Below are 26,595 nucleotides of genomic sequence, written 5' to 3' on the forward strand. Positions count from 1 at the left end.
TTGCGCGTCTTCAAGCGAAGGCGGCAAGGTCTTGATGTCAACGCCCTAATAGCCCGGCCATCGCTCCACGGGAATATTCGTCAGATCCGGGTTCTCCTCGAGCATGCGAGCCACGTTGACGCTGGGACGTTCCTTGAGCGCCGTCACGACACACTGATTGACGTATGTCCGGCGTGACAGCCACTTGATCTTCTTGCCCTTTGCCTCGGCCTTGCAGGCGACGATCGCCTGCTTGAGCGCGACCTTTTCCGCCTTGGCGAGGGCGGCGGCCTCGACGGCTGTGCCAGCGAGCACCGTGATGACGAGGCATGTCCAAAAAACCATCATGAAACGAGGCATACGGCTAGTCCTTGTTCTCGCGTTGACGCAGATAGTCGTCCGTCGTCCGCGGTGGCGCGCGTTCCGGAACGTCCTGGATCGGATCGAACTGCTGTTCGCTCATGACAATGACGCGGCAATCGGCGCACATCCGCAAGGCCTCGGCCCGGCGGTCCCCGGTGGGATACATCCAATGGTGCCCCTCGAGCTTCGTCGCGATCCGATCGATCGTGCTCTTCACGCCGAAGGGCGTGCCGCAGCGGACACACAGCGCCGGTTCTTCTTCCTTGATCACTTGCGCCTGGGCACGCCTTGCCCGGAAGTCGATCTGCGGGGTGAGCGTGATGACCTTCTCGGGACAGGTGCTCTGGCACAGACCGCACTGCACGCAGGCGTCCTCCACGAATTTGAGGACGGGACGCTCGGGATCGGCGCGAAGCGCGCCGGTCGGGCAGGCCGAAACACAGGCCAGGCATAGCGTGCAACCGCCGGTGTCAACGGAGATCGCACCGATCGGTGCGCCCTCGGGCAAGGCGATCACGTCGACCGGCCTGGGCGCGAGGCGATGCAATTCACTCAGGCCAAAGCGAAACAGGTCGCCGCGCTTGCCGACCGTCCGGAAAGTCGCAGGATTCTCGAGGCCGGCGAGCGGACCAATCCCCGTCAGTTGGTCAGCTAGCGTGTCGGGATCGTCAGTTTCGATCGTGGCCACGCGTCGGCCCTCAAATCCGAGCCCGGCGAGAATGGTCTCGGCCATGACGATCGTCTGCAGCAATCCGGTCACGCCGTGTCGCGGCTTGGCGCGCAGGAGAAACCGCACGGCCGCCGCGCCATAAGCGAATGCGCCGATAACGGCCTCCAGGCCGACCTGCGTCAACTCGTTGACGGCGAGGGGCAGCACGTTGGCTGGCAATCCGTCGCCATGACGGGCGAGCGCATCGATCAGCGGCGTGCCGTGCGCGCCGTCATGCAGCAGCAGCACCGGATGCGTGCCGCCGGCTTCGCGATAGGCGAGCAACATGGTGCGAAGCATCTGCAACTGGGTGTCGGCGGGCGGCAGCGCGTAGGATGCAGCACCCGTGGGGCAGGCGGCCGCGCATTGCCCACAACCTGCGCAGACGTATGCGTTGACGGCGACATGGTCGCCGTCCGGCGTAATCGCGCCGGTCGGGCATAAGTCAAGGCAGCGATGGCATCCGGTCAGCTTCGAGCGCGAATGCGCGCAGAGGCTGGGCGTGAAGTCGACATATCTCGGCTTGTCGAAACTGCCGACGAGGTCGCGGGCGGCCAGCACAGCGCGCAGCACCGCCGCCGGATCTCTCGGATCGGCGCGGAGATAGCCGTCCCGCAGGTCGTGCGCCGGAAACAGCGGTGGCTCGCCGGAGAGGTCGAGCACCAGATCGCAGCGCGAGGTCGCCCCGTTGCGCGGGGCCTCGAACACGAAGCGGTCGCGCGAAGAGGGGCGCGGTTGCGCGTAGTCGTCGATCGTGAGCTCGAATGCGCCAAAATGTCCCCGCGCGTTGCGGATCTTGCCTTTTACGATCGGAAACACTGCCGCGGCAGGCGGCGTAACGTCTGCCGGCTGCATGAGCATGACCGTGACGTCGAGATGGTCTGCGAGCAGCCGCCCGGCTTCGATCGCGGCCTCGTCGCGGCCATAGATCAGGATGATGCCGTCACTCGACAATGTGACCAGCGGAAAGTCCGGTGCGGGAATTGCGGCTGCCGCAAGCAGCGCCGCCATCTTCGCGCCCGCATTCGCACCGTCGCGCGACCAGCCCGCCGTCTCGCGGATATTGACGAAGGTGATCCCGCCAGGGCGTTCGCCGATCTCATGGGTGAATTGCGCAGCCTGCTGCGTGCAGGCCACCGTCAGCGGGCCATCGGCCTTTGCCGCGTTGCGGAAATGATCGAGCTCCGTGCCGCAGAGATGGCGAAAGCTTCTGATCTCGCAGTTGGGGCATCCTCGCCGGATCGCAGCCGTGTCGAGGCGCATCGTGTCTTCACACGAGCAGATCAGGACGGTCTTCGCTGGCTGCTCCAGGTGAATCCCTCCGTCAGTGCGGCGCCGACTTACGGACTCGCGCCGTTCCTGCACCTCGTATAGATTTTCACTATTGGGAAGAAAAGGAAAGTGGAGGACGGCCTTGCGGTCGACCCCGATCAACCACGTTTCCCTGGTAGAACCGATCCAGCTGCCGCCGCCCTTCACGCTCGTCCGGCTGCGGGAGAGCGGAGACGCCTTTGCCCACGCTTGCGGCATTGCACCCAAGTGCGGCGCCGGCACGCTGGTGTGCGTCGGGCGGTTCGATCTCGCCGAATTCGCCGTGGTGCTCGAGCCAGGCGAACCTTTGAGCACCGCGCGGCGCGCCTTCTACGCCGGCATGGTCGCGCTGACCGACGCTCTTCGCGGCTATGCGCCGCCCAACAAGACGGTTGCGATCGGCTGGCCCGGCTCCGTCGAGATCGACGGCGGGCTGGTCGGCGGGGGGCGGATGGGGTGGCCATCGTCCGCGCGCGAGAATGAGCCGCCCGCGTGGCTGGTGTTTGGCGCCATGATCCGGACGGTGGCAATGGCCGATCAGGGGCCCGGCGTTCATCCGCTCGCGTCCGCGCTGGATGAGGAGGGGTTCGGCGAAGCGGGCGCCGTGCAGGTGACCGAGAGTTTTGCCCGGCACCTGATGCGGGCGATCGATCGTTGGCAGGTCGATGGCTTTGACAGCGTCGCACGCGATTATCTCAGCCGGGTTCCCCGTGAGCGGCGAACCGTCCTCAGCATCGACGAGAGCGGCGATCTCCTCACGCGCCAGGTCGGTACCGGCAAGGTTGAGCGGAGCGAGCTCGTCAAGGCGCTCGCCAGGCCATCCTGGCTCGATTCGAAGCTCGGAGGGCCAAGGACGTGACTGTGAAACTGCTGCGCGCCATCGCGCTCGATCCCTCCGACACCTTCGTGTTCGACGCGGCGGCAGAGCCCGGCGAATGGGCCGTCTCCGGCGCGTTCCGCTTCTGCGACCAGGATCCGGCGACGTTGAGCGGCAAGGCGCGCGCGGCGTTCCGCAGCGGCTTCCTCGGGGTGCAATCCTGGGGCTGGTCGACGCTGGTGCAGATCGTGCCGGCAACGGAGAGCGATTGCCGGGCGCTGATCGAGCTCCTCGCCGGACAACTCATCGATCGTTTCGGCGCGCCGGATCCGGCAACCGCGCGGACGGCCGCCGAAGAGGAGGTCGCCTTCGTGCGGTCGCTCTGCACGCATCCGATCAGTTCGCTCATTGCCGTCCACCGCTCGGTGAGCGACGGCGAAGTCCGCGAGTCGTTCCGCAGGCTGCAGCTGCGGCAAGGGCAGGGGCACGGCAAGGCGTTCTCGTTCATGGAAGCCGAGGATGATGTCGAACCCGACAGCAATGTCAGGCTTGCCGATATGAGCCAGGAGCCGCAGCATCGATGAATGATTTCTGGATCGCATGCGGCCACCATCTGCTCGATCGCGAGGCGGGCGGCGGGCTTTGCGTCACCGACGAGTTCCTGAAGGTCTATTTCGTCAGGCCCGAGCTGATTCCACCGGACGAAGAAGCATGCCCGGTCGAGCGGCGGCTGCACCGCGAGCTGCTGGCCGCTCCCCGCCGGGCGGTCAGTGCGGACGAGATCGCAGCGATTGTCGATGCGGATGCCCGGGAGAACTGGCAGTTCGTGCTTGCCGTTCGCGATCTCCTGGTGCGGCACCCGACCCTGGAGGCCGCCTATCTTGCGACCGTCCGGTCGGGGGGAAACGGATTGCCGCCGCTGTTCGTCAATCAACTCGTGCATGTCATCCTGCGCAATGCGCTGGATGGCTGCGATGACCCTTTCGTGCTGCGCGCCGCCGAGCTGTTCTTCCGCCCACAGCGCATCCTGCCGCATGAACGGGCCTTGCTGCTCGGCGATGAGGAGGTCGTCGGTGGGCAGAGCCCGACCCCGGTGCTCTCGCTGATGTCGATGCTCGGGGCCGTGACCGATGCCGAGCTGGACGTCTTGAACGAGGATAACGCCGACGACTATTGGCACCGAAGCGACCATTTCGACATGGCTTTCGATCTCACCGCGGGCGGGCGCGGGCCGAGGGCGCTGGCGCAGGCGATGGCGCGCTGGATCTCCCATCTGCTCGGGATCGACGTCTGCATTGAGCCGCTGCGCGAACTGCGTGATGCGCGGCTCACCTGGTATGTTGGGCTCGACGCCGATGCGACCAGGCTCGGCGACCGCCTCTGGCATGGCGAGCAACTCGACGACCGCAGCGCCGGCCGCGTGCTTTCATTGTTCCGCCTGACGTTTGCAGATACGAGTGCGGTCGCAGACGAGATGCAGGGAGAGCCCGTCTATCTCATCCTGTCGATGAGCTCCGATCAAAAGCTCCGGATGAAACCGCAGAATTTGCTGACGGGGCTGCCGATCAAGCACCTGGAGAGGGTAACGTGAGCCCGGCTGCGCTGCCGCTTGTGCGCATCCCCGTCGGTATCGTGGTCGGACGGTACAAGGCGGACTCGCCGTGGACCGACTTTGTCTGGCGCGCCGTCGCCGTGCTGCCGGACGAGCCGGACACAAAGTCCTGGACGGTGCTCCGTGACGAGGGCGGTGGGACGACGCTGTTCTATGCCGGCAGCACTATGGTCGATCTCTACATTTCCGAGACGGCGCGCTATCGCGACAATCTTGCTTCGGGTTGTCCGAGCATCTGGACAGTGTTGTCGCCTGCGGAAGGCACCTGGCCCTATTCGGTGGCTGCCGCCACCGCCGATCCTGCGGAAGGCGAGGCGTTCACCGGGGCCGCTGTGAATCTGGTCGAGGCCGTTCCCATGCCGGACGTGCTGCGTGAGCAGATTGAAAGCTTCGTTGCCGAGCACCACGTCGAACGGGAGTTCTTCAAACGGAAGCGGCGGCAGGCCGATCCGGAGGCGCTGGCGCGCCGGCAGCATGAAGGCGGACACGAATGAGTGAGGATAGGTTCCTGACGCGCTGGTCCCGTCGCAAGCAGCACGCAAAGGCGAACCCGACGCAATCGGATCCGGCAAAGCGCGACGACATGCAGTCGGCACTGCCGCCCGCCGCGAAGGATGACGAAGCGGAGTTCGCCCCCTCGAGCCTGCCTTCGATCGACTTGATTACGTCGGCGACCGACATCAAGGCGTTCTTGCGCAAAGGGATTCCGCAGGAGCTGACGCGTGCGGCGCTTCGTCGCGCCTGGAGCGCTGATCCCGCCATTCGCGACTTCGTGGGGCTTGCCGAAAGCGCGTGGGACTTCAACGATCCGACCGCGATGCCGGGCTTTGGTCCGCTGGATTGTTCGGAAGCAGAACTGGCCGCGCTCGTGGACAGAATCGTCGGCGGCCTCAGCAAGTCAGCCGAGACGCTGTCCGAGACTCCGGTTGAAGTCACGGATTCTTCGCGGGAATTGCGCCAGGCCGAGAGATCGAATGTCGAGGTCGTCGCCGAAGAAGCTGCGCCCACCAAGCCCGCACCTGTTCCTGCTGCAGCGCAACTAACGGTCCCTGAAAGCACTGCAAGCGAACACCTGTCGCTTCCCCGTCGCCCGCATGGCGGCGCGCTGCCCCGCTAGGGCTCCCCGACGAAAGGCCATAGCCTCAGACTATGTGATGCGATTGACCCTCCGCTGGGCCGGGATTACGCTTCGTCTAGCGCTTTGTAGCAAAAGCAAAATCAGCACCCGGGACTTGGATGGGAGGTCCACGTGCGTGATGATGGCCTTGAGCGAGCCATTGACGCCGCCGGCGGCGTTGCTGGGCTTGCGCGCAAAATCGGCATTAGCCAACCCTCCGTTTCGAACTGGAACCAGGTGCCCGCGCAACGGGTGATTGCGGTCGAAGCGGCGACCGGCGTATCGCGCAAAGACTTGCGGCCTGATCTGTACGGCGAGCCGTTTGTGTCCAATGAGCTGATTGAACCCGTCGATGCGGCGCGTGCGCAGGAATATCTGCTGCTCGCGACGCTCTTGTCCGCAGCACCGTCAAGAAGGCTGCTCGATCAACTGGCCGCATTGACCGGTGATGCGACGCCACTCGGGCGCGCGCATGCTGGGCTGGCCGCGGCCGCCGCCAATGCAGTCGCAACGCAGGTCGAACGCGAATATTTCGATCTGTTCGTCGGTCTCGGCCGCGGCGAGCTCTTGCCCTATGCCTCCTACTATCTGACCGGATTCCTCAACGAACGGCCGCTGTCGCGCCTGCGCGCCGATCTCGCCGCGTCCGGGATCGAGCGCGCCGCGAATAATTCGGAGCCGGAAGATCACGCCGCCATCCTGTGCGAGATCATGGCAGGTTTCGCGGGAGGCCGCTTCCCTACGTCGTTCGAGGCGCAGCGCGCATTCTTTGTCAAACACGTCGAGCCCTGGATAGGGCGGCTGTTCGCCGACATCGAGGGCGCGGAGAGCGCCGTCTTCTATCGTGCGGTCGGCGCGCTCGGTCGCGCCTTTATCGAGATCGAGGCGGAGGCATTCACGTTCGCCAACTGACCTGCACCGGCGGGTCCAGGAGAGATGCGATGAGTGAAGACAGGAAAGCCACAGTCGGGCGTCGCGATTTCCTGCGCAAGGTCGGCGCCGGCACGTTGGGCGCCGGCGCGACGCTCGCGACACCGCTGGTCGGGTCCGCGCAGGCCGATAGCGAAACCAACGATGAGAAGCGCAAGGCGCGCTACAAGGAAACTGATCACGTCAAGGCTTTCTATCGCGTCAATCGTTATCCGGCCAAGGGAGGTTGACCGTGCTGATCAAGCGAGCAAACCAGCGTTCCCTGCGCCATGGTTCCGTTGCCGAGTCCCTTGCAGGGCAGGGCGGCGGTCTCGACCGCCGCAGCTTCTTGCGCAAATCCGGTCTCGCCGGTGGCGCGCTCGCCGTGCTCGGCACGCTGCCGGTCGGCGGCGTGCGCAAGGCGGAGGCGGCGATGGCCGGTCCGCTCACCGCGGGTGCGAGCGTCCGCAAGAGCGTCTGCACGCATTGCTCGGTTGGGTGCACGGTGACTGCCGAGGTCCTGAACGGGGTATGGATCGGCCAGGAACCGAGTTGGGATTCTCCGATCAATCGCGGCTCGCATTGTGCCAAGGGCGCATCCGTGCGCGAGCTCGTGCACAGCGAGCGACGGTTGCGCTATCCGATGAAGCTCGTCGGAGGGCAGTGGACCCGCGTGTCCTGGGATACCGCAATCAACGAGATCGGCGACAAGCTTCAATCCGTACGTGAGAAGTCGGGCCCCGATTCCGTCTATTGGCTTGGCTCGGCCAAGATGACCAATGAAGGCGCCTACCTGTTCCGCAAGCTTGGCGCATTCTGGGGAACCAACAATACCGATCACCAGGCCCGCATCTGCCATTCGACCACCGTCACCGGCGTCGCCAACACCTGGGGCTACGGCGCGATGACCAACAGCTTCAATGATATCCGCAATGCGAAGACGCAGGTCATCCTGGGCGGGAATCCGGCAGAGGCGCATCCGGTCTCGCTGCAGCACCTGCTCGAGGGCAAGGAACTGCAAAAGGCCAACTTCGTCGTCATCGACCCGCGCCTGACGCGCACCGCCGCGCACGCGACGGAATATGTGCGGATGCGGCCGGGCACCGACATCCCCGTGCTTTACGGCATGATGTGGCACATCCTCCAGAACGGCTGGGAGGACAAGGAGTTCATCCGGCAGCGGGTCTACGGGTTCGACGATCTCCGCAAGGAGGTGGAAAAGTGGAATCCGGAAGAAGTTGAGCGCGTCACCGGCATTCCCGGCGAGCAGCTCAAGCGCGTCGCCAAGGTGTTTGCCACCGAAAAGCCGGCCACGCTGATCTGGGCCATGGGCCAGACCCAGAAGACCGTCGGCACCGCCAACGTGCGTGCCAGTTGCATCCTGCTGCTGATGACCGGCAATGTCGGCGGCGCGGGCATGGGAGCCAACATTTTCCGTGGCCACGACAACGTGCAGGGCGCGACCGACGTTGGGCTCGATATCGTCACGCTGCCGTTCTACTACGGCCTCGCCGAGGGCGCCTGGAAGCACTGGTCGCGGGTTTGGGAGGTCGACTACGACTTCCTGAAGTCGCGGTTCGATTCCAAGCAGATCATGGAAACCCCCGGCATCCCGCTGACCCGCTGGTTCGAGGCGGTGACGCTGCCGAAGGATCAGGTCGCGCAGAAGGACAATGTGAAGGCGGTGTTCGTGCAGGGACACGCCTCCAACAGCATCACCCGTATCCCTGAATCCCTCAATGGCCTGAAGGCGCTGGAGCTGCTCGTCATCGCCGATCCGCATCCGACGACCTGGGCCTCGCTCGCAGTCGAGGCGGGACGCAAGGATGGTGTCTACATTCTCCCGGTCGCCACCCAATTTGAGTGCAAGGGCTCGCGCGTCGCCTCCAACCGCTCGCTGCAATGGGGCGAGCAGATTGTGAAGCCGGTGTTCGAGTCGAAGGATGATCTCGAAATCATCTACCTGCTGGCCAAGAAGTTCGGCTTCGCCGACCAGATGTTCAAGAAGATCAAGGTCGAGAACAATCTTCCTGAAGCAGAGGATGTACTTCGCGAGATGAACCGCGGCAGCTGGTCGACCGGCTATTGCGGGCAATCGCCCGAGCGCCTCAAGGCGCACATGAAGAACCAGGCGAAGTTCGACATGCTGACGATGCGGGCGCCGAAGGACGATCCCGAGGTCGGCGGCGACTATTACGGCCTGCCCTGGCCATGCTGGGGATCACCGGAGGTCAAGCATCCCGGAACGCCGCTGCTCTACAATACCAATCTGCACGTGATGGATGGCGGCGGCACGTTCCGGCCGCGGTTCGGCATCGAGCGCGAGGAGAAGCTTCCGGACGGCACGACGCGTAAGGTGAGCCTGCTCGCGGACGGCTCGTACTCGCTGGGGTCGGGCATCCAGGACGGCTATCCGGAATTCACGCTCGCGAGCCTGAAGAAGCTCGGCTGGGACACCGAGCTCACCGAAGCGGAAATGGCCGTGATCAACAAGGTCAACCCCGCCACTCCGGACGCGGTGTCGTGGTCGCTCGACCTGTCGGGCGGCATCCAGCGCGTCGCGCTGGCGCATGGCTGCGTTCCCTATGGCAACGGCAAGGCGCGCATGAATGCCTTCGGCTTGCCCGATCCCATCCCGGTTCACCGCGAGCCGATCTACACGCCGCGCGTCGATCTCGTCGCCAAATACCCGACGCTGCCCGACGCCAAGCAGTTCCGGATGCCCAATATCGGCTTCTCCGTGCAGAAGGCTGCGGTGGAGAAGGGAATTGCAAAACAATTCCCGCTCATCCTGTCGTCTGGCCGCCTGGTCGAATATGAGGGCGGCGGCGAGGAGACCCGGACCAACCCGTGGCTCGCCGAATTGCAGCAGGACATGTTCATCGAGATCAATCCTGCCGACGCCGCCGAGCGCGGCGTCAAGGACGGCGGCTGGGTCTGGGTCACGGGTGCCGAGAACAATTCCCGGGCGAGGATGAAGGCGCTCGTCACCGAGCGCGTCGGCAAGGGCGTTGCCTGGATGCCCTTCCACTTCGGTGGCTGGCTTGCCGGCAAGGATCTCCGCGGCAACTACCCGAAGGGCACCGACCCGATCGTGCTCGGCGAAAGCGCCAACACGATCACCACCTACGGATACGATCCCGCGACGAACATGCAGGAAACCAAGGTCACTCTCTGCCAGATCGCGGCGGCATAAGGAGCAACGACGATGGCACGTATGAAGTTTCTCTGCGACGCCGACCGTTGCATCGAGTGCAACGCCTGCGTCACGGCCTGCAAGAACGAGCACGAGGTCCCCTGGGGCATCAACCGCCGCAGGGTCGTCACCATCGCCGATGGCAAGCCGGGCGAACGATCGGTCTCGATGGCTTGCATGCACTGCACGGATGCGCCGTGCGCGGCAGTGTGCCCGGTGAACTGTTTTTATACCACCGCCGATGGCGTGGTCCTGCACTCCAAGGATCTCTGCATCGGCTGCGGCTACTGCTTCTACGCCTGTCCGTTTGGCGCGCCGCAATATCCGAAGGTCGGCAATTTCGGCTCGCGCGGAAAAATGGACAAATGTACCTATTGCGCCGGCGGACCCGAGGCCGATGGCAGCAAGGAGGAATACGAGAAATACGGTGCGAACCGCCTGGCCGAGGGCAAGCTGCCGCTGTGTGCCGAGATGTGCTCGACCAAGTCGCTGCTCGCCGGCGACGGCGAGATCATCGCCCAGATCTATAAGGAGCGCGTGCTGAAGCGCGGCTACGGCTCAGGAGCGTGGGGCTGGAAGACCGCCTATCGCGAGACGATCGAGTCCTGAAGCAGGCCGCGGGCTACGCGGCACAGATGCCGAGGAGAAGTCCATGTCCTCATTTGCAAGGTTCATTCGACCAACCATCGGCGCGTGGGCGTTGCTTCTGTTGATCATGGCAGCTCCGGCACCGTCGCTGGCCCAGCAGATCAATCCGACGGCGAGCTCGGTCAACGAGCGCCAGTTGCTCCAGGAGATGGATCGGATCCAGGGACGCGTCAGCATCCCCGACCAGCGCTCCAGCGTGCTGATACAACCTGCTGGCCGCGAGTGGCGTGAATTCCGCAACGTTGTGCTGCGGTGGATCGGCGGCGTTGCTGTGCTCGGCATGCTGGCGGTGCTGGTGATCTTCTATTTGACACGCGGCATGATCCGCCTCGAAAGCGGACGATCCGGCCGCACCATCGTACGGTTCAACACCTTTGAGCGCTTCGTGCACTGGATGACCGCGACCTGCTTCGTTATCCTGGCGATCTCGGGGCTGAACATCACGTTCGGGCGGCCGCTGCTGCTTCCGCTGATCGGATTTGACGCCTTCTCCGATTGGTCGCAATGGGCGAAATTCGCGCACAACTACCTGAGCTTTCCCTTCACGATTGGCGTCGTGCTGATCTTTCTGATGTGGATCGGCGGCAATATCCCCAACAAGGTGGATCTGGAGTGGATCAAGCGCGGCGGCGGCCTGATCGGTCACGATCATCCGCCGGCTCGCCGCTTCAACGCGGGGCAAAAGGGGATCTACTGGATTGTTGTGATCGGCGGTGGTCTCGTCGCCGCGACCGGGTATCAGCTCATGTTCCCATTCTACGTGTCGGGAATCGAGGGCATGCAGATTGCCCAGATCGTTCACTCCGTCGTGGCCGTGCTGTTTATCGCCGCGATGCTCGCTCACATCTACATCGGCACAATCGGGATGGAGGGGGCTTTCGAGGCGATGGGATCAGGTGAGGTGGATGTCAACTGGGCGCGCGAGCACCATAGCCTGTGGCTCGACCAGGAGTTGGCACGGAGCGGACCGAACGATTCTCAGCCGCGGCCTCGCCCTGCTGCGTCGGCAGCCGAATAGAGCTGACGGAGCATTGCTTAGAGACGCACGCCTGTCGTCGCAAAGGCCTCTGCGACGGGTTGCTGTATGCTGTCGAGAACGGCAACTCCAGCCGCCGCGATTACGATCGTCGCAACACAGGCAAGGATGAAAGCCTTCATCGCGATCCCTCCTCGCGAGTATTATACAGGACGTCTGGCCGCGAATAAACGCTGTGGTTGGGCAGGTTCGCCTTGTTCACCTGTAGAACCCAAAACGCTCGCGGCGACTTGATACTAGATGTTGGATTCGAAACCGGTGTTTCGTGTCTCCGCGGCTCGTTCGAGATCCCACGCCCGCTGCAGGCGCTCGGCGCTTGTCGACTTCAATATGCCGGCCCAAGCGTTGCCGAGTGCCTTGATGCCGTCGTGCAGACTGGCAGCGTTTCCGACCGACCAATCAGGCAAACCCATGGGAACGCTTATCGACCAGGACCAGCTGTCTCCGGACCGATGTACGTTGCCGATCACATGCCCCTCGTAGATGACGACGTAGTGGTCCTTGACGTCCGGCCACCGAAGCTTGGCATTGAGGGAAATAGATTGTTTCATGAACAGTGCTTGTGTGTAGGGCGAGTGGGCAAATCACTTCGAATGCAATGCTCTGAACGCGCTTGCGATCGACGCGTCCGGTCAACAATTTCCAAAAGAGGCCCACGCACCAGGCGAATGGCCTCGTGATATCGTGTCTGGCCGCTTGCCGAGGAGGGGAATGCCGGGACGACCGAAGTTTCCGAGCTTGATCCCGACCTGCCAGTTTGACACTATGCCGACATATTCGGAGAAAGTCATGTACAAGTCATGTTTTGTTGCGATCGCAACCGCCTGCTGCTTGTACGCATCGCCCGTCAGCGCTCAGGGGCCGTACCCCTTCGGTGATGAACCGTATCGGCTGAACTGGTATCCCGATCCCGAGATCGCGGCTGGCTGCTGGAAATGGAATTGGCAGCAATACCAGTGGGACAACTATTGTCCGGTCTACGTCCGTCCCAAGGCTTACATGTACCCGCGAGCGCGGGCGGTGGCCGTTCGCGCGAAGGGCTAACGGGCGAGGCCGATGCACGGCGCCTTGCGGAGGCGCCGCTCGGTCCTATCGATCAGTAGTTCTCGATCGTGCAGGCGATCTGGCTGTGCTTGCCGAAATTGAGCAAGGCATTGCCGCGGAAGCCGTCGACCCAGACGCCGGGACCGGCATAGCGGTATCCGACTCCCATCGGGACCAGGCGCACATGCACGCCGCCGGAGTGGCTCGTATGCAGCGATGCGGTCACAACCTCACCGGCAATGGACACCGCGATCGGGCACAGGGGGTATTGCCTGCCGTTCTCGCAGGTGAAGACGAGTTCCGAGCAGCTGCCGATCGCGCTCGGTGAAGCCCGCAGGGCCATGTCGGCGGCGGTGGCTGCGCCGGGATTGGCGGCCAAGCCGCCTCCGATGAGAATGGCTGCAGTGAGACTCTTGGCCATCAAATTGCGCATCGTTGCCCCCAATGGATTCTTAAAATCACCGGCTAACAGAGCAAAAATCCCTAACAGCGTCAAACCGCAATGAATGGCAACACGGCCGGCGGCTTGATCAGCATCGTGAAGAGGTCGCGCGCCTAGATCTTCTGCTGCGCTCCGGGGCCGGCAACGCTGATCGTGATCTTCTGAATTTCCGTCCGACCGCCGGCATATTTGACCTCGATGGTCAGAACGTCGTCGCCGATGAAGTCGGGCTGCGACCTGTAGAACGCGACATAGGCGGGCACTTCCAGCGCGAGGCATGACTTGTAGTTGGTGGCTTTCACCTTCGCCGACTTGACCGTCACCTTCCCGGATGCGGGCGCATTGACCAGGCGGATCGTCGGCAGGGGACCTGACGTGCAATCGGGTAGTACGTTTATGAAGACGCCGACCCGCGTGTCCTTATTGGGGGCGGATTTGACCGTTCGCTCGACGGGAGACAATGCGTCCTCGGCCAAGGCTGGTGCGACGAACCCAGACAACATTGCGATGCCTGCGGACAATAATACCCTCATTGGTGCTCTCCCGCTTACCGGGTTTTCCCGGTCAGTTCGCTGCAAGATGCTCAATCTAAATGCCTTTTCGGCGCCCGGTGTCCCGATTAGCCAATTTACCACGGCGCACCAAAAACCCCTCGTTAACTAGTTGATTTCGTTGACCCCCGCCTCGGTTAACAATAGCTTAATAGCGAAATTTTTCGGATTGTTTTCTAAAGACTTGATTTGAACTGCATAGAGTTTTGGCAGGGGCAGATAATGAACGCACAATTTCAGGTAGCGCAGGCTACCGGCACGGCTATTCCTACCAACACAACTCCAGTTCGAACTTTCACGCTGGCAAAGCCGCTAACAGATCAGGCGGTGGTCGTACATCTCGGATATGACCAGAAGGTCAAGCTCGATTTTTCGGCGATAGCCAACGAAAAGATCACGCTCGTCCATGTCGGCGAGAAGCTGATCATTCTGTTCGACAACAAATCGACGATCACGGTCGATCCGGTCTTCGATTCCCGACACGACGATCAGCACCTGCTGTCCATCGAGCTGGCGCCCGGACGCGACGTCAACGTGCAGGAATTCGCGAGCCTCTTCCCCATCACCACAGACCAGTCCGTGCTGCCTGCAGCCGGTGATGGCAACGGCAACGCCCAGGGAAGCGGCGCCAACTTCTCCAATGCTGCGGTCGATACCCTAAACGCCGGCAATCCGTTGGACCTGCTCGGGCAGGAACAGCTCGGCAATTTCGCCCTCAATCCCGAGACATTCGCCGGACTGCCTGCAACGACTCCGCCGAGTGCAGGCTTTACGCTCTCGGATACGATCGTCATCCACGATGAAACCGTCGATGTACAGATTCTGAACGGCGCGAACGATCAGCCCAGTGCTGGTCTGCCGGCAGTCTTCTCCGCCGTCGGACTGATCGGATGGGCCCAAAGCGCCGTTTCGGAGATCGCGTCGTCGAGCGCCGGTTTCGGCAGCGGCGGGACCGGAACGATCGCCTATGCGCTGACGACCTCGACCGGCGCGGCGTTCGCCGGCGTCGATTCCGGTCTGCAGGCCACGGTCACCGGCAATGAAATCTTCCTGTTCACCGAGGGCAATCTGGTCGTCGGACGTGAGGGCGCCGGCGGCGTGGCCGATCCGAACGGTGCGGTCGCCTTCCAGCTCTACCTCGATCCTGCGAGCCTGAAGCTTGACGTGGCCCAGTATGAAGCCATCAAGCACGGCACCGCGTCCGCCCCCGACACGAGCGAAGGCGCGCAGCTTGGCCATGTCGTTTTCGTGCAGCAGACGGTGACGGACGGCTCCGGCAACACGGCGACTGCGCTGTCGACCGGCTCGCTCGGCGTGTCATTTCTCGACGATGGTCCGACGATCCTGGTGACGGTGGCTGACGGAAGCGAAGGACCCACGCGTCTTGCAACCTTGTCGCTAGACGAATCGATCGCCAGTGACCGCGGCGCGAACGGCTTCCCGGACGGAACGTTCGACGACGTCTCGGGCAATACGAGTCCGGATCCGACCGGCACCCATCCCATCGGCACGATGAAGACCGATGTCGGCAATGTCGAAAGCCCGGGCGATCTGGCAGCCCTGTTCAATGTCGTCAAGGATGGCGGCACGGACACCGAGAAGACGACCGACTATGCCTATTCGTTTAATCTCAACGCCGCCGGCTTCTCGGAGGAATCGAAGGGTGGCATCGCCACCACGTTGAAGGTGACGGACCCGAACCACACCTATTCTGACGACACGATCTATCTGTTCAAGGTCAGCGACACCGAGATCGTGGGCCATGTCGGCGACGATCCGAACGGCCCGGTCGCGATTCGCATCACGCTGGATAACGCAGGCAGCCTCTCGGGAGGCCAGCTCGTCGTCGACCAGTACATGGCGATCGACCATGGCGCGGACCTCAACAATTTCGATTCGACGCAGTTCCTCAATCTGGTCGGAGAAGGCGCGAGCCTCGGCATTACGCTGACCGCGACCATCACCGACGGCGACAATGATACCGCGACGTCCTCGGCCACGATCGAGATCGCGGGGCCCCAACAGTCAAGCATCGGCTTCCAGGATGACGGCCCGTCGATTGATGTGACCGTGCATCAGCCGGTGGAGGGTTCGGCCCATCTAGCCACACTGTCGCTCGACGAATCGATCGGCGGCGATCGCGGCGCCAACGGTCTTCCTGACGGAACGGTCGACGACGTCTCAGGCAACACGGGCCCGGATCCGACCGGCACCAATCCGATCGGCGAGCTGAAGACGGTGGCCGGCGAAGGCGAGCTGAAGGGCGATCTGGAGGCGCTGTTCGACGTCACCAAGATTGCCGGCACCGACGGCGAGAAGTCGACCGACTATGCCTATTCGTTCGCGCTCTCGGGCGCCAAAGAAGCGGAGAACGGCGGCTTCGCCACCACGTTGAAGGTGACGGACCCGAACCACACCTATTCTGACGACACGATCTATCTGTTCAAGGTCAGCGACACCGAGATCGTGGGCCATGTCGGCGACGATCCGAACGGCCCGGTCGCGATCCGCATCACGCTGGATAACGCAGGCAGCCTCTCGGGAGGCCAGCTCGTCGTCGACCAGTACATGGCGATCGACCATGGCGCGGACCTCAACAATTTCGATTCGACGCAGTTCCTCAATCTGGTCGGAGAAGGCGCGAGCCTCGGCATTACGCTGACCGCGACCATCACCGACGGCGACAATGATACCGCGACGTCCTCGGCCACGATCGAGATCGTGGGTACCGAGGACTCCAGCATCAGCTTCCAGGACGACGGCCCCGCGGTCTCGGTTTCCGCCAATTCGGCTTTCCAGGTCGTTCACGACGAGACCCTGCTGCTGCAGAGCCCGCCGTTCGGCGACGACAATGACATTCTGTTCACGCCCGTGTTCAACGGCGTCAGCAATCCCGGACACGATCCGCAGGTTCTCTTTGGCCTTCCGATCGGGTACGCGCAGAGCAACGTCGCCGCGCTCACCATCGACAATGTGGATTTCGGCACCGACGGCGCGGCCAAGACGGGCGCCCAGCTCTTCTCGCTGACGCTGACCGACGCGCAGGGTCAGAGCACGACCGGCCCGATCGATTCGAATCTCGCCACGACGGAAGGGAAAGAGATCTTCCTGTTCCTCGAGAACGGCCTGATCGTCGGCCGTTACGACGGGGGCGATCCCGGCAATGACGTGACCAGCACCAACGATCCGGCCGCGTTTGCGATTGCGATCGATCCGGTGAACGGCAAGGTGTCCGTCGTCCAGTATGTCTCGCTTCAACATAACAGCGCTGATATCGGCGGCGATATCGATGAGGCGGTCTCGCTTGCAGGCGCCCTCGGCCAGGTCAAGGCGACCGTGACGGTCACCGACGGCGACGGCGACCACGCTTCGGCGTCCGCCAACATTGGCGGTGGTATCCAGTTCGAAGACGACGGCCCGCTGGTGGCGGCGACGCTGTCTCGCAATTTCGGGGTGACGGCGGACGAGACACCGGGCAACCAGGCGAACGACGTTACCGGCCCGCTGCAGATCTTTGCTGGCGTGCAGAATCCCGGCGTTGATCCGGATGAGCCCGGAACACCGCTCGCCTACGCGACCAGCAGTGGCGCAGCCCTGAGCATCCTGCCGTACTTCGGCGTCGACGGACCCGATCCGGCTGCGGCGATCACCTATTCGCTCGAACTGAAGTCTTCAAACTCCGGCGTGACGTTGACAGACGGAACGGCGATTTCGTTGTCGCTGGACAGCGCCGGCCGGGTGATCGGCACGGTGGGTACGGATAACGTGCATCCCGAGCTGAGCGGCACCACCGCCTTTGCCGTGGCCATCGATCCGCTCTCCGGCAAGGTGTCGGTGGTCGAATATCTCTCGCTGCATCACTCCGATTCGTCCAATCCGAACGATCAGGTTTCGCTCACTGCTGGCTCGATTTCCGCCGTCGTAACCATCAAGGATGGCGATGGCGACACGGCGTCCGCGTCGGCGGATATTTCGAGCAAGATCCACTTCAACGACGACGGTCCGGCGCTGACCATCGGCACCGGCGTGACCACGCCGGAACTTGTCGCGCTCGCACTGAATCTGGACGAGACGATCGGCCATGACGGGTCGCCGCCGGATCAATACAACATCGGCGAGGGCGAGTCGGGCGGCGGAGCGCCGAACGGAACGGCCGACGACACCGGCAACGCCACAGTCACGTTCACGACGGACGCGACCTCGACGGCTCAGATCGGCGAACTGATGACGGGCGCGGGGCTGCTGGCGCCGTTGTTCACGAATGCGGTGATCGATTACGGGGCTGATGGTCCCGCCCTGGTCAATCCCGTCACGTCCGCGCTCAGCCTCGTCCTGACGGGCGCGCCCGAGGCGGGCGGCATCAAGACCAACCTTGTCGCGACCGCGCTGGCGGATAGCCTGCTCGAAGGCACGTCGCAGGAGCATCGGACCGTCTGGCTGACGATCGAGGGCGGTCAGATCGTCGGCCGCGTCGGTCATGATACGCTGTCCACGGCCGATGATTTCGTCGTGCTGCGTATCTCCCTGAATTCGACCGATCCGGCCACGGCACAGCTCGTGGTCGATCAATTCCTGCCGATCGATCACGACGCGTCGGAGCCTGCCGGGGCCCAGGTGCCCGAGAATCCCTCGCTGTTCGACGAGTCGATCTCGTTGCTCACGGCGATTGCCGGCCAGAGCGTCGGCGTGAAGCTGACCGTGACGGTGACCGACGGCGATGGTGACCATGTCACGAAATCGGCCACCGCGACTGTCATCGACCATAGCAATTCCATCGTCTCGATCGACGATTCTGGTCCGACGATCTCCGCTTCGCAGGATTGCGTCGATACGCCGCTCAGCTATGTCGGCATCAAGGCGGGCAACGTCGACGAGCGCGGTCTCGATGGTCCGAGCGATCAGGACGTGCTGATGTCCGGCGTCGGCCAGGGCAATAGCCCGAACGCGAACACGATCAACACGACAGGGAGTGATATTGGCGTCGGCAACCAGTCGATCGAGGGCCACGAGGTCCACGGAGGCAACGACCTGGCTGCGGAGATACTGCGGCTCGACTTCGTCAACAATGTCACGTTCCCTGCCAATACCTTCGCCTATAATGGGCACTATGAGGTTGATGCGGCCTCGTTCACGATCCACCAGATCCAGGGCAATCCGAGCAATACGGCGACGGTTTTCGTCCAGGTCTTCAATGCCAATGACAACAACGACTTCACCGATGACGGCAATCCGCTGCCGATCACGCTGAACGACGTCACCGTGACCGGGGATGCCAGCTACACCAAAATTCCGGTGTATGACGGCAATACGCTGGTCGGCGTCGTCATCGTCGGCCTGAACGAGGGTGCCACCGTCACGGTCGACACGTCGAACGATTTCAATCGTCTCGTCATTTCCAATTACGACAATGTCGCCTTCTCGAGCACGCCGAACGGCGCGCCGACCCTTCCGGTCGACCCGAACGATTCGCAAGAGCTCAATGTCGGTCATCCGTTCTCGGTGAGCGGCATTTCGTCCGTGGTGTGCGCGCCCGCCACGCTCAGCGTCACCCATGACGAGAGCGCGGGATTCGCTCCGCAGTCCGGCCCGAACCCGGAGAACGACGTCGATCCCTCGACCGCTCCGAGCGTGCTGACAGCCGCGATTGCCGGCGCCCAGATCGGTACGGTTCTCGGCTACGCCGAGTCGACCGGCGCCGCCAACACTCTGTTCACGACGCCCGATTTCGGCACGGATGGACCCGGCCCGGCCGGAGGTGTGTCCTATCAACTGACGAATTCCACCGGTGGCGGGTTCACCGGCCAGGATTCCGGGCTGAACACCACGGTCGGCAACCGCGACATCTTCCTGTTCACGGATTCCGCCAACCCGAACATCGTCTGGGGCGTCGACAGCAACAACCTCCAGACCGGCGAGAAGGTGTTCGCGCTTTATGTCGACACCGACGGGCATCTGTGGGTCGCACAGTTCGCGGCGATCGCGCACAATGTCGATGGCTCGACGCCCGCCGCCTATGACGACGAGGTCTCGATCACCAACGGCCTCGTGTACATCTCGGCCACCGCGACCGACGGTGATGGCGACACCGCCCATGCCGTTTCGCCGGCCGGGCTTCACATCAATTTCCAGGACGATGGTCCGCATGCATTTGCGGAAGCGCCGCAAGATGTCCTCGAAGGTTCCGCGCCGGTCACCGGACAGCTCGAGTTCGATCCGGGCGCTGACGGCGCGACCGTCACTGAGATCAACGGGGTGAACTTGTCCTTCGGTGTGGACGGGTATTCCCAGGCGATCGCGCTCGCCCATGGCAGTCTCCAGGTCACCGCGGACGGCGCCTACAAGTTCGTTGCGCAGCCCGACGACGTCTACAAGACCGGCGGGCCGGCGAACTTCACGTACACCGTGACCGATGGTGACGGCGATACGTCGGCATCGACGGTATCGTTCGTGGTCACCGACGACAGCGACCCGACCAAGGTGACGTTGAACGACGTGACGGTGAACGAGGGCGTCGGCACGGCGACGATCTCGGCCAGCGTGGATCATCCGCCGCAGGGCAGCAATCTTGTGCTGACCTTGAGCAACGGCGCGACGATCACGATCCTTAATGGCCAGACGACGGGCACCTCGACGCCGTTCGCGGTGCAGGGCGACGACCCCTATGTCGATCACGAGACCTACCCTGTCTCGGTCACCGGTGCGGTCGGTGGCAATTATGAGCTCCTGGACACCACCGACACGTCGACGGTGACGGTCAACGATACGATCACCACCAACTTCGTGACGCTGGACAACGTCGTGGTGTTCGAGAACCAGACGTTCGTCTACACGGCGCACATGGACTACGCCTCGCTGACGTCGTTCACGGTGACGCTGAACAATGGCGTGAACATCACCTTTGCGCCCGGTCAGTTTACCGCGATGTCGGCTCCGCAGGCGGCGCAGGGCGAAGACGTCTATGTGGACGGCCAGGTCATCCCGGTCTCGATCGCCGGCACGTCCGGCGGCAATTTCGAGGCAGTGAACACCACGACCTACGGCAATGCCACGGTCACGTTCAAGGACACGATCGACCCGACCAAGGTGACGTTGAACGACGTGACGGTGAACGAGGGCGTCGGCACGGCGACGATCTCGGCCAGCGTGGACCATGCGCCGCAGGGCAGCAATCTCGTGCTGACCTTGAGCAACGGCGCGACAATCACGATCCTTAATGGCCAGACGACGGGCACCTCGACGCCGTTCGCGGTGCAGGGCGACGACCCCTATGTCGATCACGAGACCTATCCCGTCTCGGTCACCGGCGCGACCGGCGGCAATTATGAGCTCCTTGACACCACCGACACGGCGACGGTGACGGTCAACGACACGATCACCACCAACTTCGTGACGCTGGACAACGTCGTGGTGTTCGAGAACCAGACGTTCGTCTACACGGCGCACATGGACTACGCCTCGCTGACGCCGTTCACGGTGACGCTGAACAACGGCGTGGACATCACCTTTGCGCCCGGTCAGTTTACGGCGACCTCGGATCCGCAGCCGGCGCAGGGCGAAGACGTCTATGTGGACGGCCAGGTCATCCCGGTCTCGATCGCCGGCACGTCCGGCGGCAATTTCGAGGCGGTGAACACCACGACCTACGGCAATGCCACCGTTACGACCAAGGATACGATCGATCCGGTGACGGCCACGCTGAGTGCGACACCGTCGACCAGCGAGGACGGCGGCTCGATCACCTACACGGTGACGCTGACGAGCGGGCTGAGCCCGTTCACGCCGACCAGCAATCTGTACTTCACCCTGGCCAATGGCGAGCACGTCATCGTGCAGGCGGGCCAGGCCAGCGGCTCGACGACGATCGCGGTCAACGAGGACGACGTCTATATCGACACCCACCCGGTGACGAACAGCATTGTCAGCCATACCGGCGGCAGCGAGTACGAGAGCCTGGTGACGAACCCGGCGACGGTGACGACGACGATCACCGACGACAGCGACCCGGTGACGGCGACGCTGACGGCGACACCGTCGACCAGCGAGGACGGCGGCTCGATCACCTATACGGTGACGCTGACGAGCGGGCTGAGCCCGTTCACGCCGACCGGCAATCTGGACTTCACCCTGGCCAATGGCGAGCACGTCATCGTGCAGGCGGGCCAGGCCAGCGGCTCGACGACGATCGCGGTCAACGAGGACGACGTCTATATCGACACCCACCCGGTGACGAACAGCATTGTCAGCCATACCGGCGGCAGCGAGTACGAGAGCCTGGTGACGAACCCGGCGACGGTGACGACGACGATCACCGACGACAGCGACCCGGTGACGGCGACGCTGACGGCGACACCGTCGACCAGCGAGGACGGCGGCTCGATCACCTATACGGTGACGCTGACGAGCGGGCTGAGCCCGTTCACGCCGACCGGCAATCTGGACTTCACCCTGGCCAATGGCGAGCACGTCATCGTGCAGGCGGGCCAGGCCAGCGGCTCGACGACGATCGCGGTCAACGAGGACGACGTCTATATCGACACCCACCCGGTGACGAACAGCATTGTCAGCCATACCGGCGGCAGCGAGTACGAGAGCCTGGTGACCAACCCAGCGACGGTGACGACGACGATCACCGACGACAGCGACCCGGTGACGGCGACGCTGACGGCGACACCGTCGACCAGCGAGGACGGCGGCTCGATCACCTATACGGTGACGCTGACGAGCGGGCTGAGCCCGTTCACGCCGACCGGCAATCTGGACTTCACCCTGGCCAATGGCGAGCACGTCATCGTGCAGGCGGGCCAGGCCAGCGGCTCGACGACGATCGCGGTCAACGAGGACGACGTCTATATCGACACCCACCCGGTGACGAACAGCATTGTCAGCCATACCGGCGGCAGCGAGTACGAGAGCCTGGTGACCAACCCAGCGACGGTGACGACGACGATCACCGACGACAGCGACCCGGTGACGGCGACGCTGACGGCGACACCGTCGACCAGCGAGGACGGCGGCTCGATCACCTATACGGTGACGCTGACGAGCGGGCTGAGCCCGTTCACGCCGACCGGCAATCTGGACTTCACCCTGGCCAATGGCGAGCACGTCATCGTGCAGGCGGGCCAGGCCAGCGGCTCGACGACGATCGCGGTCAACGAGGACGACGTCTATATCGACACCCACCCGGTGACGAACAGCATTGTCAGCCATACCGGCGGCAGCGAGTACGAGAGCCTGGTGACGAACCCGGCGACGGTGACGACGACGATCACCGACGACAGCGACCCGGTGACGGCGACGCTGACGGCGACACCGTCGACCAGCGAGGACGGCGGCTCGATCACCTATACGGTGACGCTGACGAGCGGGCTGAGCCCGTTCACGCCGACCGGCAATCTGGACTTCACCCTGGCCAATGGCGAGCACGTCATCGTGCAGGCGGGCCAGGCCAGCGGCTCGACGACGATCGCGGTCAACGAGGACGACGTCTATATCGACACCCACCCGGTGACGAACAGCATTGTCAGCCATACCGGCGGCAGCGAGTACGAGAGCCTGGTGACCAACCCAGCGACGGTGACGACGACGATCACCGACGACAGCGACCCGGTGACGGCGACGCTGACGGCGACACCGTCGACCAGCGAGGACGGCGGCTCGATCACCTATACGGTGACGCTGACGAGCGGGCTGAGCCCGTTCACGCCGACCGGCAATCTGGACTTCACCCTGGCCAATGGCGAGCACGTCATCGTGCAGGCGGGCCAGGCCAGCGGCTCGACGACGATCGCGGTCAACGAGGACGACGTCTATATCGACACCCACCCGGTGACGAACAGCATTGTCAGCCATACCGGCGGCAGCGAGTACGAGAGCCTGGTGACCAACCCAGCGACGGTGACGACGACGATCACCGACGACAGCGACCCGGTGACGGCGACGCTGACGGCGACACCGTCGACCAGCGAGGACGGCGGCTCGATCACCTATACGGTGACGCTGACGAGCGGGCTGAGCCCGTTCACGCCGACCGGCAATCTGGACTTCACCCTGGCCAATGGCGAGCACGTCATCGTGCAGGCGGGCCAGGCCAGCGGCTCGACGACGATCGCGGTCAACGAGGACGACGTCTATATCGACACCCACCCGGTGACGAACAGCATTGTCAGCCATACCGGCGGCAGCGAGTACGAGAGCCTGGTGACGAACCCGGCGACGGTGACGACGACGATCACCGACGACAGCGACCCGGTGACGGCGACGCTGACGGCGACACCGTCGACCAGCGAGGACGGCGGCTCGATCACCTATACGGTGACGCTGACGAGCGGGCTGAGCCCGTTCACGCCGACCGGCAATCTGGACTTCACCCTGGCCAATGGCGAGCACGTCATCGTGCAGGCGGGCCAGGCCAGCGGCTCGACGACGATCGCGGTCAACGAGGACGACGTCTATATCGACACCCACCCGGTGACGAACAGCATTGTCAGCCATACCGGCGGCAGCGAGTACGAGAGCCTGGTGACCAACCCGGCGACGGTGACGACGACGATCACCGACGACCAGGATCCCGTTACAGCCACCTTGACGACGTCCACCGCCGGCATCTCCGAGTTTGGCGGCTCGGTCACCTACATGGTGACGCTGACGAGCGGGCTGACGCCATTCACTCCAAAGACCGATTTGGTGTTGACCCTGGCCAACGGTGAGCACGTCACGATCTTCGCCGGGCAGCCGAGCGGTTCGGTGACGACCAACTACACCGACGCGCAGATCACAAATCAGGCGTCGATCGCCGATTCCATCACCGGAGTCTTCAGCGGCGGCGGCGAATACGAGCAGCTGCTGACGACCGGAACGACCTCGGTGCCAGTCGTGTACGCGCCAACCGTTGCCGTCGGCAACAATGTCGCCCTGCCGGAAGACACCCAGGAGGTGTTCCAGTTCACGGCTACGCCCGTCAGCGCCGGCTCGCATGTCACCCAGGTCGTCGTTTCAGGCCTCACGGGCTGGAGCGTCGATACGTCCACGGCCACGGTCAACGGTGCGACTGTGACCGCAACCTTCAACTCCGGTAGCGGCGTGCTGACCTTCAACATCAGCGGCGCCGCGGCCGGCACAGTCGAGACGGTCTCGGTGGCGATGACGCCGCCACTGAACACCGACGTGGACGCGAGCATCACGATGACGGCCACCGCCGCGCAGGGCGCGATCAGCGCCACCAGTGCGGGTACGGCGGGCACCATCTATGTCGACGCCGTCGCGGACATGCCGACCGTGGTCGCCGGCCAGACGCACATGATCTTCGTGACCGACTCGCCCAGCGATTCCAATACAGCCTTCAGCAACGGCGAAACCGGAGCGCTGCAAATCAAGGCGACGTTCGGCGACGTTCACGACGGATCGGAGAGCCACACGCTGGATATCCATCTCCAGAGCGGGTTCACGGCCGGCCTCCTGGCAAGCGGCACGATCGCTGGCACCTACAACGGTGTCGCCACGACGTTCAGCTACACCTACACTTCGGCGACGGGCGACATCCACATCGCCGTCCCCCAGGATACAGGTCTCAATCCGAACGCCAACCAGACCGCCACGATCGATCTGAGCTTTGCGGTGACGGCGCCGGCGACGGGCACGCTGCCAAGCACGCTGAACTTCACGGCCACGGCGACTGCCACCGAGACCACTTTGCATGGCGGTGGGGTCGGCGCGAGCAATGCCGATCTCACCACAGACAACGTGGCGGCCTTCACCGATACGACCGGTATCCCGGCTGCGCGGCTGCTGTCCGGGACGATCGTCACCAACTCGAACCAGACCGCCCAGGACATGATCCTGACGTTCGTCGACCAGGAGCACCCGCTCGACGCCTTCTCACAACTGGTGATCACCAACGCGCAGGGCCAGCAGGGCAACGTCACCTCGGACGCCGGTTTCAACATCTCGGGAGCGGACCACTTCCTGGTCTCGCTCGATGCCCCGTTCGACACTTCAAAGATCGGTGTGACCAACTTCACACTCAACGGCACGCATATCGACGAGGCGTCTGGGCACCCTCAGATCGGGATTAGCGGCGGCAGCGTCAGTGCCGGCTTCACCGCGGTCATGACGACGAACAATGCCGCTGGCGTGACCGGCACGGATTCACACGACTCGCACACCAACAACGACAGCATCTCGGATCCGTCAGCCAATACCAACACCTACAACATGACGTATGTGGATGGTAAGAGCGCGACCGCGTCGGGCAGCAATGATGCCGACCTTCTCAATGCGGCGGGTTCTCCGGGCAACGTGGAGAACGGCGGAGCCGGCAACGACATTCTGGTGTACCACCCGTCGACCACGATCGATGGCGGCAGCGGCTTCGATATTCTGCGCATCGATGACGGAGCGATCTATAACTCGTCGCTGGAGATCAGCGGTGCGTCGGCCAACGGGCTGTCAGCTGGCAATGCCCACACGGTGGGGGGCGTCCATCTCTATGGAATCGATCTGTCGGGGGCGAACCTGACCAATCTGGAATCGATCCTGATCACCGACGATCCGCTCGCAAGCTCGCTCTACGGAACCGAGCTCAACGGGCTATCGATCGCCAAGGTCACCGCCATCACTGAGGCGACCAACAGCACTTCGGCGACGGCTCACTCGCTCTTCGTTGTCGGTTCGGCCGGCGACGATGTGCAGCTTGCGACGGGGGCCGGGGGGTGGACCGAGTCGGCCAACACCTTCACCTCCACCGGCGGGCAGGTCTTCCATCAGTGGATTCCGACAGGCTCGACCGTGGCGACGGCGACGGCAAGCCTGTTCATCGACAATGACCTGCAGGTGAACCACGCCGCGCAGGCCTAGTCGACA

Annotated in this window: 18 protein-coding genes; 12 read left to right on the forward strand and 6 right to left on the reverse strand. The window is 63.5% G+C overall.

All coding sequences use genetic code 11. The features are described from left to right. Nucleotides 1-45: 45 nt before the first annotated feature. Both AB5K84_RS19135 and AB5K84_RS19140 read right to left on the reverse strand, forming a co-directional pair. Nucleotides 46-339 (reverse strand): hypothetical protein, encoded by a 294-nt coding sequence (locus AB5K84_RS19135; RefSeq protein WP_244647574.1) that lies wholly within the window; start codon nucleotides 337-339, stop codon nucleotides 46-48. A 4-nt stretch (nucleotides 340-343) separates the two neighbouring features. Next, nucleotides 344-2,314 (reverse strand): 4Fe-4S binding protein, encoded by a 1,971-nt coding sequence (locus AB5K84_RS19140; RefSeq protein WP_110116414.1) that lies wholly within the window; start codon nucleotides 2,312-2,314, stop codon nucleotides 344-346. A gap of 151 nt (nucleotides 2,315-2,465) precedes the next feature. Here AB5K84_RS19140 and AB5K84_RS19145 point away from each other — a divergent pair, with 151 nt between their 5' ends. From AB5K84_RS19145 to AB5K84_RS19190, 10 genes are all read left to right on the forward strand, one after another. Further along, on the forward strand, nucleotides 2,466-3,221 hold the full coding sequence (locus AB5K84_RS19145; RefSeq protein ID WP_246740591.1) for a biotin/lipoate--protein ligase family protein: 756 nt from the start codon (nucleotides 2,466-2,468) through the stop codon (nucleotides 3,219-3,221). 2 nt (nucleotides 3,222-3,223) lie between these two features. Continuing rightward, a complete protein-coding gene (locus AB5K84_RS19150) occupies nucleotides 3,224-3,763 on the forward strand; it encodes a DUF6505 family protein (RefSeq protein ID WP_028176011.1) in 540 nt (179 codons plus the stop codon). Continuing rightward, complete coding sequence (locus tag AB5K84_RS19155; RefSeq protein ID WP_110116412.1) at nucleotides 3,760-4,770, forward strand: DUF6352 family protein; 1,011 nt, start codon at nucleotides 3,760-3,762, stop codon at nucleotides 4,768-4,770. Before AB5K84_RS19150 ends, AB5K84_RS19155 begins: the two co-directional genes overlap by 4 nt. Continuing rightward, the gene (locus tag AB5K84_RS19160) at nucleotides 4,767-5,285 is read left to right on the forward strand and encodes a DUF3305 domain-containing protein (protein ID WP_110116411.1); all 519 of its coding nucleotides are present in this window, start codon (nucleotides 4,767-4,769) and stop codon (nucleotides 5,283-5,285) included. The genes AB5K84_RS19155 and AB5K84_RS19160 overlap by 4 nt, the downstream gene beginning before the upstream one ends. Beyond that, nucleotides 5,282-5,908, forward strand: coding sequence for a DUF3306 domain-containing protein (locus AB5K84_RS19165; protein WP_110116410.1), 627 nt, complete (start codon nucleotides 5,282-5,284; stop codon nucleotides 5,906-5,908). Before AB5K84_RS19160 ends, AB5K84_RS19165 begins: the two co-directional genes overlap by 4 nt. A gap of 132 nt (nucleotides 5,909-6,040) precedes the next feature. Then, complete coding sequence (locus AB5K84_RS19170) at nucleotides 6,041-6,820, forward strand: molecular chaperone TorD family protein (protein ID WP_011088228.1); 780 nt, start codon at nucleotides 6,041-6,043, stop codon at nucleotides 6,818-6,820. Nucleotides 6,821-6,849: 29 nt separating this feature from the next. Next, nucleotides 6,850-7,068 carry a twin-arginine translocation signal domain-containing protein gene (locus tag AB5K84_RS19175; RefSeq protein WP_011088227.1) on the forward strand — a complete coding sequence of 73 codons (219 nt, stop codon included), beginning with the start codon at nucleotides 6,850-6,852 and terminating at the stop codon, nucleotides 7,066-7,068. A gap of 2 nt (nucleotides 7,069-7,070) precedes the next feature. Continuing rightward, nucleotides 7,071-10,013 (forward strand): formate dehydrogenase subunit alpha, encoded by a 2,943-nt coding sequence (locus tag AB5K84_RS19180; protein ID WP_110459790.1) that lies wholly within the window; start codon nucleotides 7,071-7,073, stop codon nucleotides 10,011-10,013. A gap of 12 nt (nucleotides 10,014-10,025) precedes the next feature. After that, a complete protein-coding gene (gene fdh3B / locus AB5K84_RS19185; RefSeq protein WP_011088224.1) occupies nucleotides 10,026-10,622 on the forward strand; it encodes a formate dehydrogenase FDH3 subunit beta in 597 nt (198 codons plus the stop codon). A gap of 43 nt (nucleotides 10,623-10,665) precedes the next feature. Beyond that, nucleotides 10,666-11,679 carry a formate dehydrogenase subunit gamma gene (locus tag AB5K84_RS19190; RefSeq protein WP_028176015.1) on the forward strand — a complete coding sequence of 338 codons (1,014 nt, stop codon included), beginning with the start codon at nucleotides 10,666-10,668 and terminating at the stop codon, nucleotides 11,677-11,679. Nucleotides 11,680-11,696: 17 nt separating this feature from the next. On the opposite strand, the gene AB5K84_RS19195 is transcribed toward AB5K84_RS19190, so the two are convergent. Both AB5K84_RS19195 and AB5K84_RS19200 read right to left on the reverse strand, forming a co-directional pair. After that, the gene (locus AB5K84_RS19195; protein WP_256380430.1) at nucleotides 11,697-11,819 is read right to left on the reverse strand and encodes a hypothetical protein; all 123 of its coding nucleotides are present in this window, start codon (nucleotides 11,817-11,819) and stop codon (nucleotides 11,697-11,699) included. A 114-nt stretch (nucleotides 11,820-11,933) separates the two neighbouring features. After that, a complete protein-coding gene (locus tag AB5K84_RS19200; RefSeq protein ID WP_028176016.1) occupies nucleotides 11,934-12,248 on the reverse strand; it encodes a hypothetical protein in 315 nt (104 codons plus the stop codon). 238 nt (nucleotides 12,249-12,486) lie between these two features. On the opposite strand from AB5K84_RS19200, the gene AB5K84_RS19205 reads away from it, so the two are divergent. Then, nucleotides 12,487-12,741, forward strand: coding sequence for a hypothetical protein (locus AB5K84_RS19205; protein ID WP_110117325.1), 255 nt, complete (start codon nucleotides 12,487-12,489; stop codon nucleotides 12,739-12,741). A gap of 52 nt (nucleotides 12,742-12,793) precedes the next feature. Here AB5K84_RS19205 and AB5K84_RS19210 read toward each other — a convergent pair whose 3' ends face one another. Together AB5K84_RS19210 and AB5K84_RS19215 are read right to left on the reverse strand one after the other, a co-directional pair. Further along, the gene (locus AB5K84_RS19210) at nucleotides 12,794-13,174 is read right to left on the reverse strand and encodes a hypothetical protein (protein WP_244651782.1); all 381 of its coding nucleotides are present in this window, start codon (nucleotides 13,172-13,174) and stop codon (nucleotides 12,794-12,796) included. Nucleotides 13,175-13,296: 122 nt separating this feature from the next. Next, the gene (locus AB5K84_RS19215; RefSeq protein ID WP_162603598.1) at nucleotides 13,297-13,716 is read right to left on the reverse strand and encodes a hypothetical protein; all 420 of its coding nucleotides are present in this window, start codon (nucleotides 13,714-13,716) and stop codon (nucleotides 13,297-13,299) included. 345 nt (nucleotides 13,717-14,061) lie between these two features. Here AB5K84_RS19215 and AB5K84_RS19220 point away from each other — a divergent pair, with 345 nt between their 5' ends. Next, on the forward strand, nucleotides 14,062-26,589 hold the full coding sequence (locus AB5K84_RS19220) for an immunoglobulin-like domain-containing protein (RefSeq protein WP_441232594.1): 12,528 nt from the start codon (nucleotides 14,062-14,064) through the stop codon (nucleotides 26,587-26,589). The last annotated feature ends 6 nt before the right edge of the window (nucleotides 26,590-26,595 follow it).

Origin of the sequence: Bradyrhizobium sp. 1200_D9_N1_1 (genome assembly GCF_052075915.1) — a bacterium.
GTDB lineage: Bacteria > Pseudomonadota > Alphaproteobacteria > Rhizobiales > Xanthobacteraceae > Bradyrhizobium > Bradyrhizobium diazoefficiens.

Coding starts and splice junctions, on each gene's coding strand:
- fdh3B (WP_011088224.1), top strand. CDS start 10,026: ATGGCACGTATGAAGTTTCTCTGCGACGCCGACCGTTGCATCGAGTGC.
- AB5K84_RS19190 (WP_028176015.1), top strand. CDS start 10,666: ATGTCCTCATTTGCAAGGTTCATTCGACCAACCATCGGCGCGTGGGCG.
- AB5K84_RS19215 (WP_162603598.1), bottom strand. CDS start 13,716: ATGAGGGTATTATTGTCCGCAGGCATCGCAATGTTGTCTGGGTTCGTC.
- AB5K84_RS19155 (WP_110116412.1), top strand. CDS start 3,760: ATGAATGATTTCTGGATCGCATGCGGCCACCATCTGCTCGATCGCGAG.
- AB5K84_RS19205 (WP_110117325.1), top strand. CDS start 12,487: ATGTACAAGTCATGTTTTGTTGCGATCGCAACCGCCTGCTGCTTGTAC.
- AB5K84_RS19165 (WP_110116410.1), top strand. CDS start 5,282: ATGAGTGAGGATAGGTTCCTGACGCGCTGGTCCCGTCGCAAGCAGCAC.
- AB5K84_RS19175 (WP_011088227.1), top strand. CDS start 6,850: ATGAGTGAAGACAGGAAAGCCACAGTCGGGCGTCGCGATTTCCTGCGC.
- AB5K84_RS19135 (WP_244647574.1), bottom strand. CDS start 339: ATGCCTCGTTTCATGATGGTTTTTTGGACATGCCTCGTCATCACGGTG.
- AB5K84_RS19210 (WP_244651782.1), bottom strand. CDS start 13,174: ATGCGCAATTTGATGGCCAAGAGTCTCACTGCAGCCATTCTCATCGGA.
- AB5K84_RS19140 (WP_110116414.1), bottom strand. CDS start 2,314: ATGCGCCTCGACACGGCTGCGATCCGGCGAGGATGCCCCAACTGCGAG.
- AB5K84_RS19200 (WP_028176016.1), bottom strand. CDS start 12,248: ATGAAACAATCTATTTCCCTCAATGCCAAGCTTCGGTGGCCGGACGTC.
- AB5K84_RS19195 (WP_256380430.1), bottom strand. CDS start 11,819: ATGAAGGCTTTCATCCTTGCCTGTGTTGCGACGATCGTAATCGCGGCG.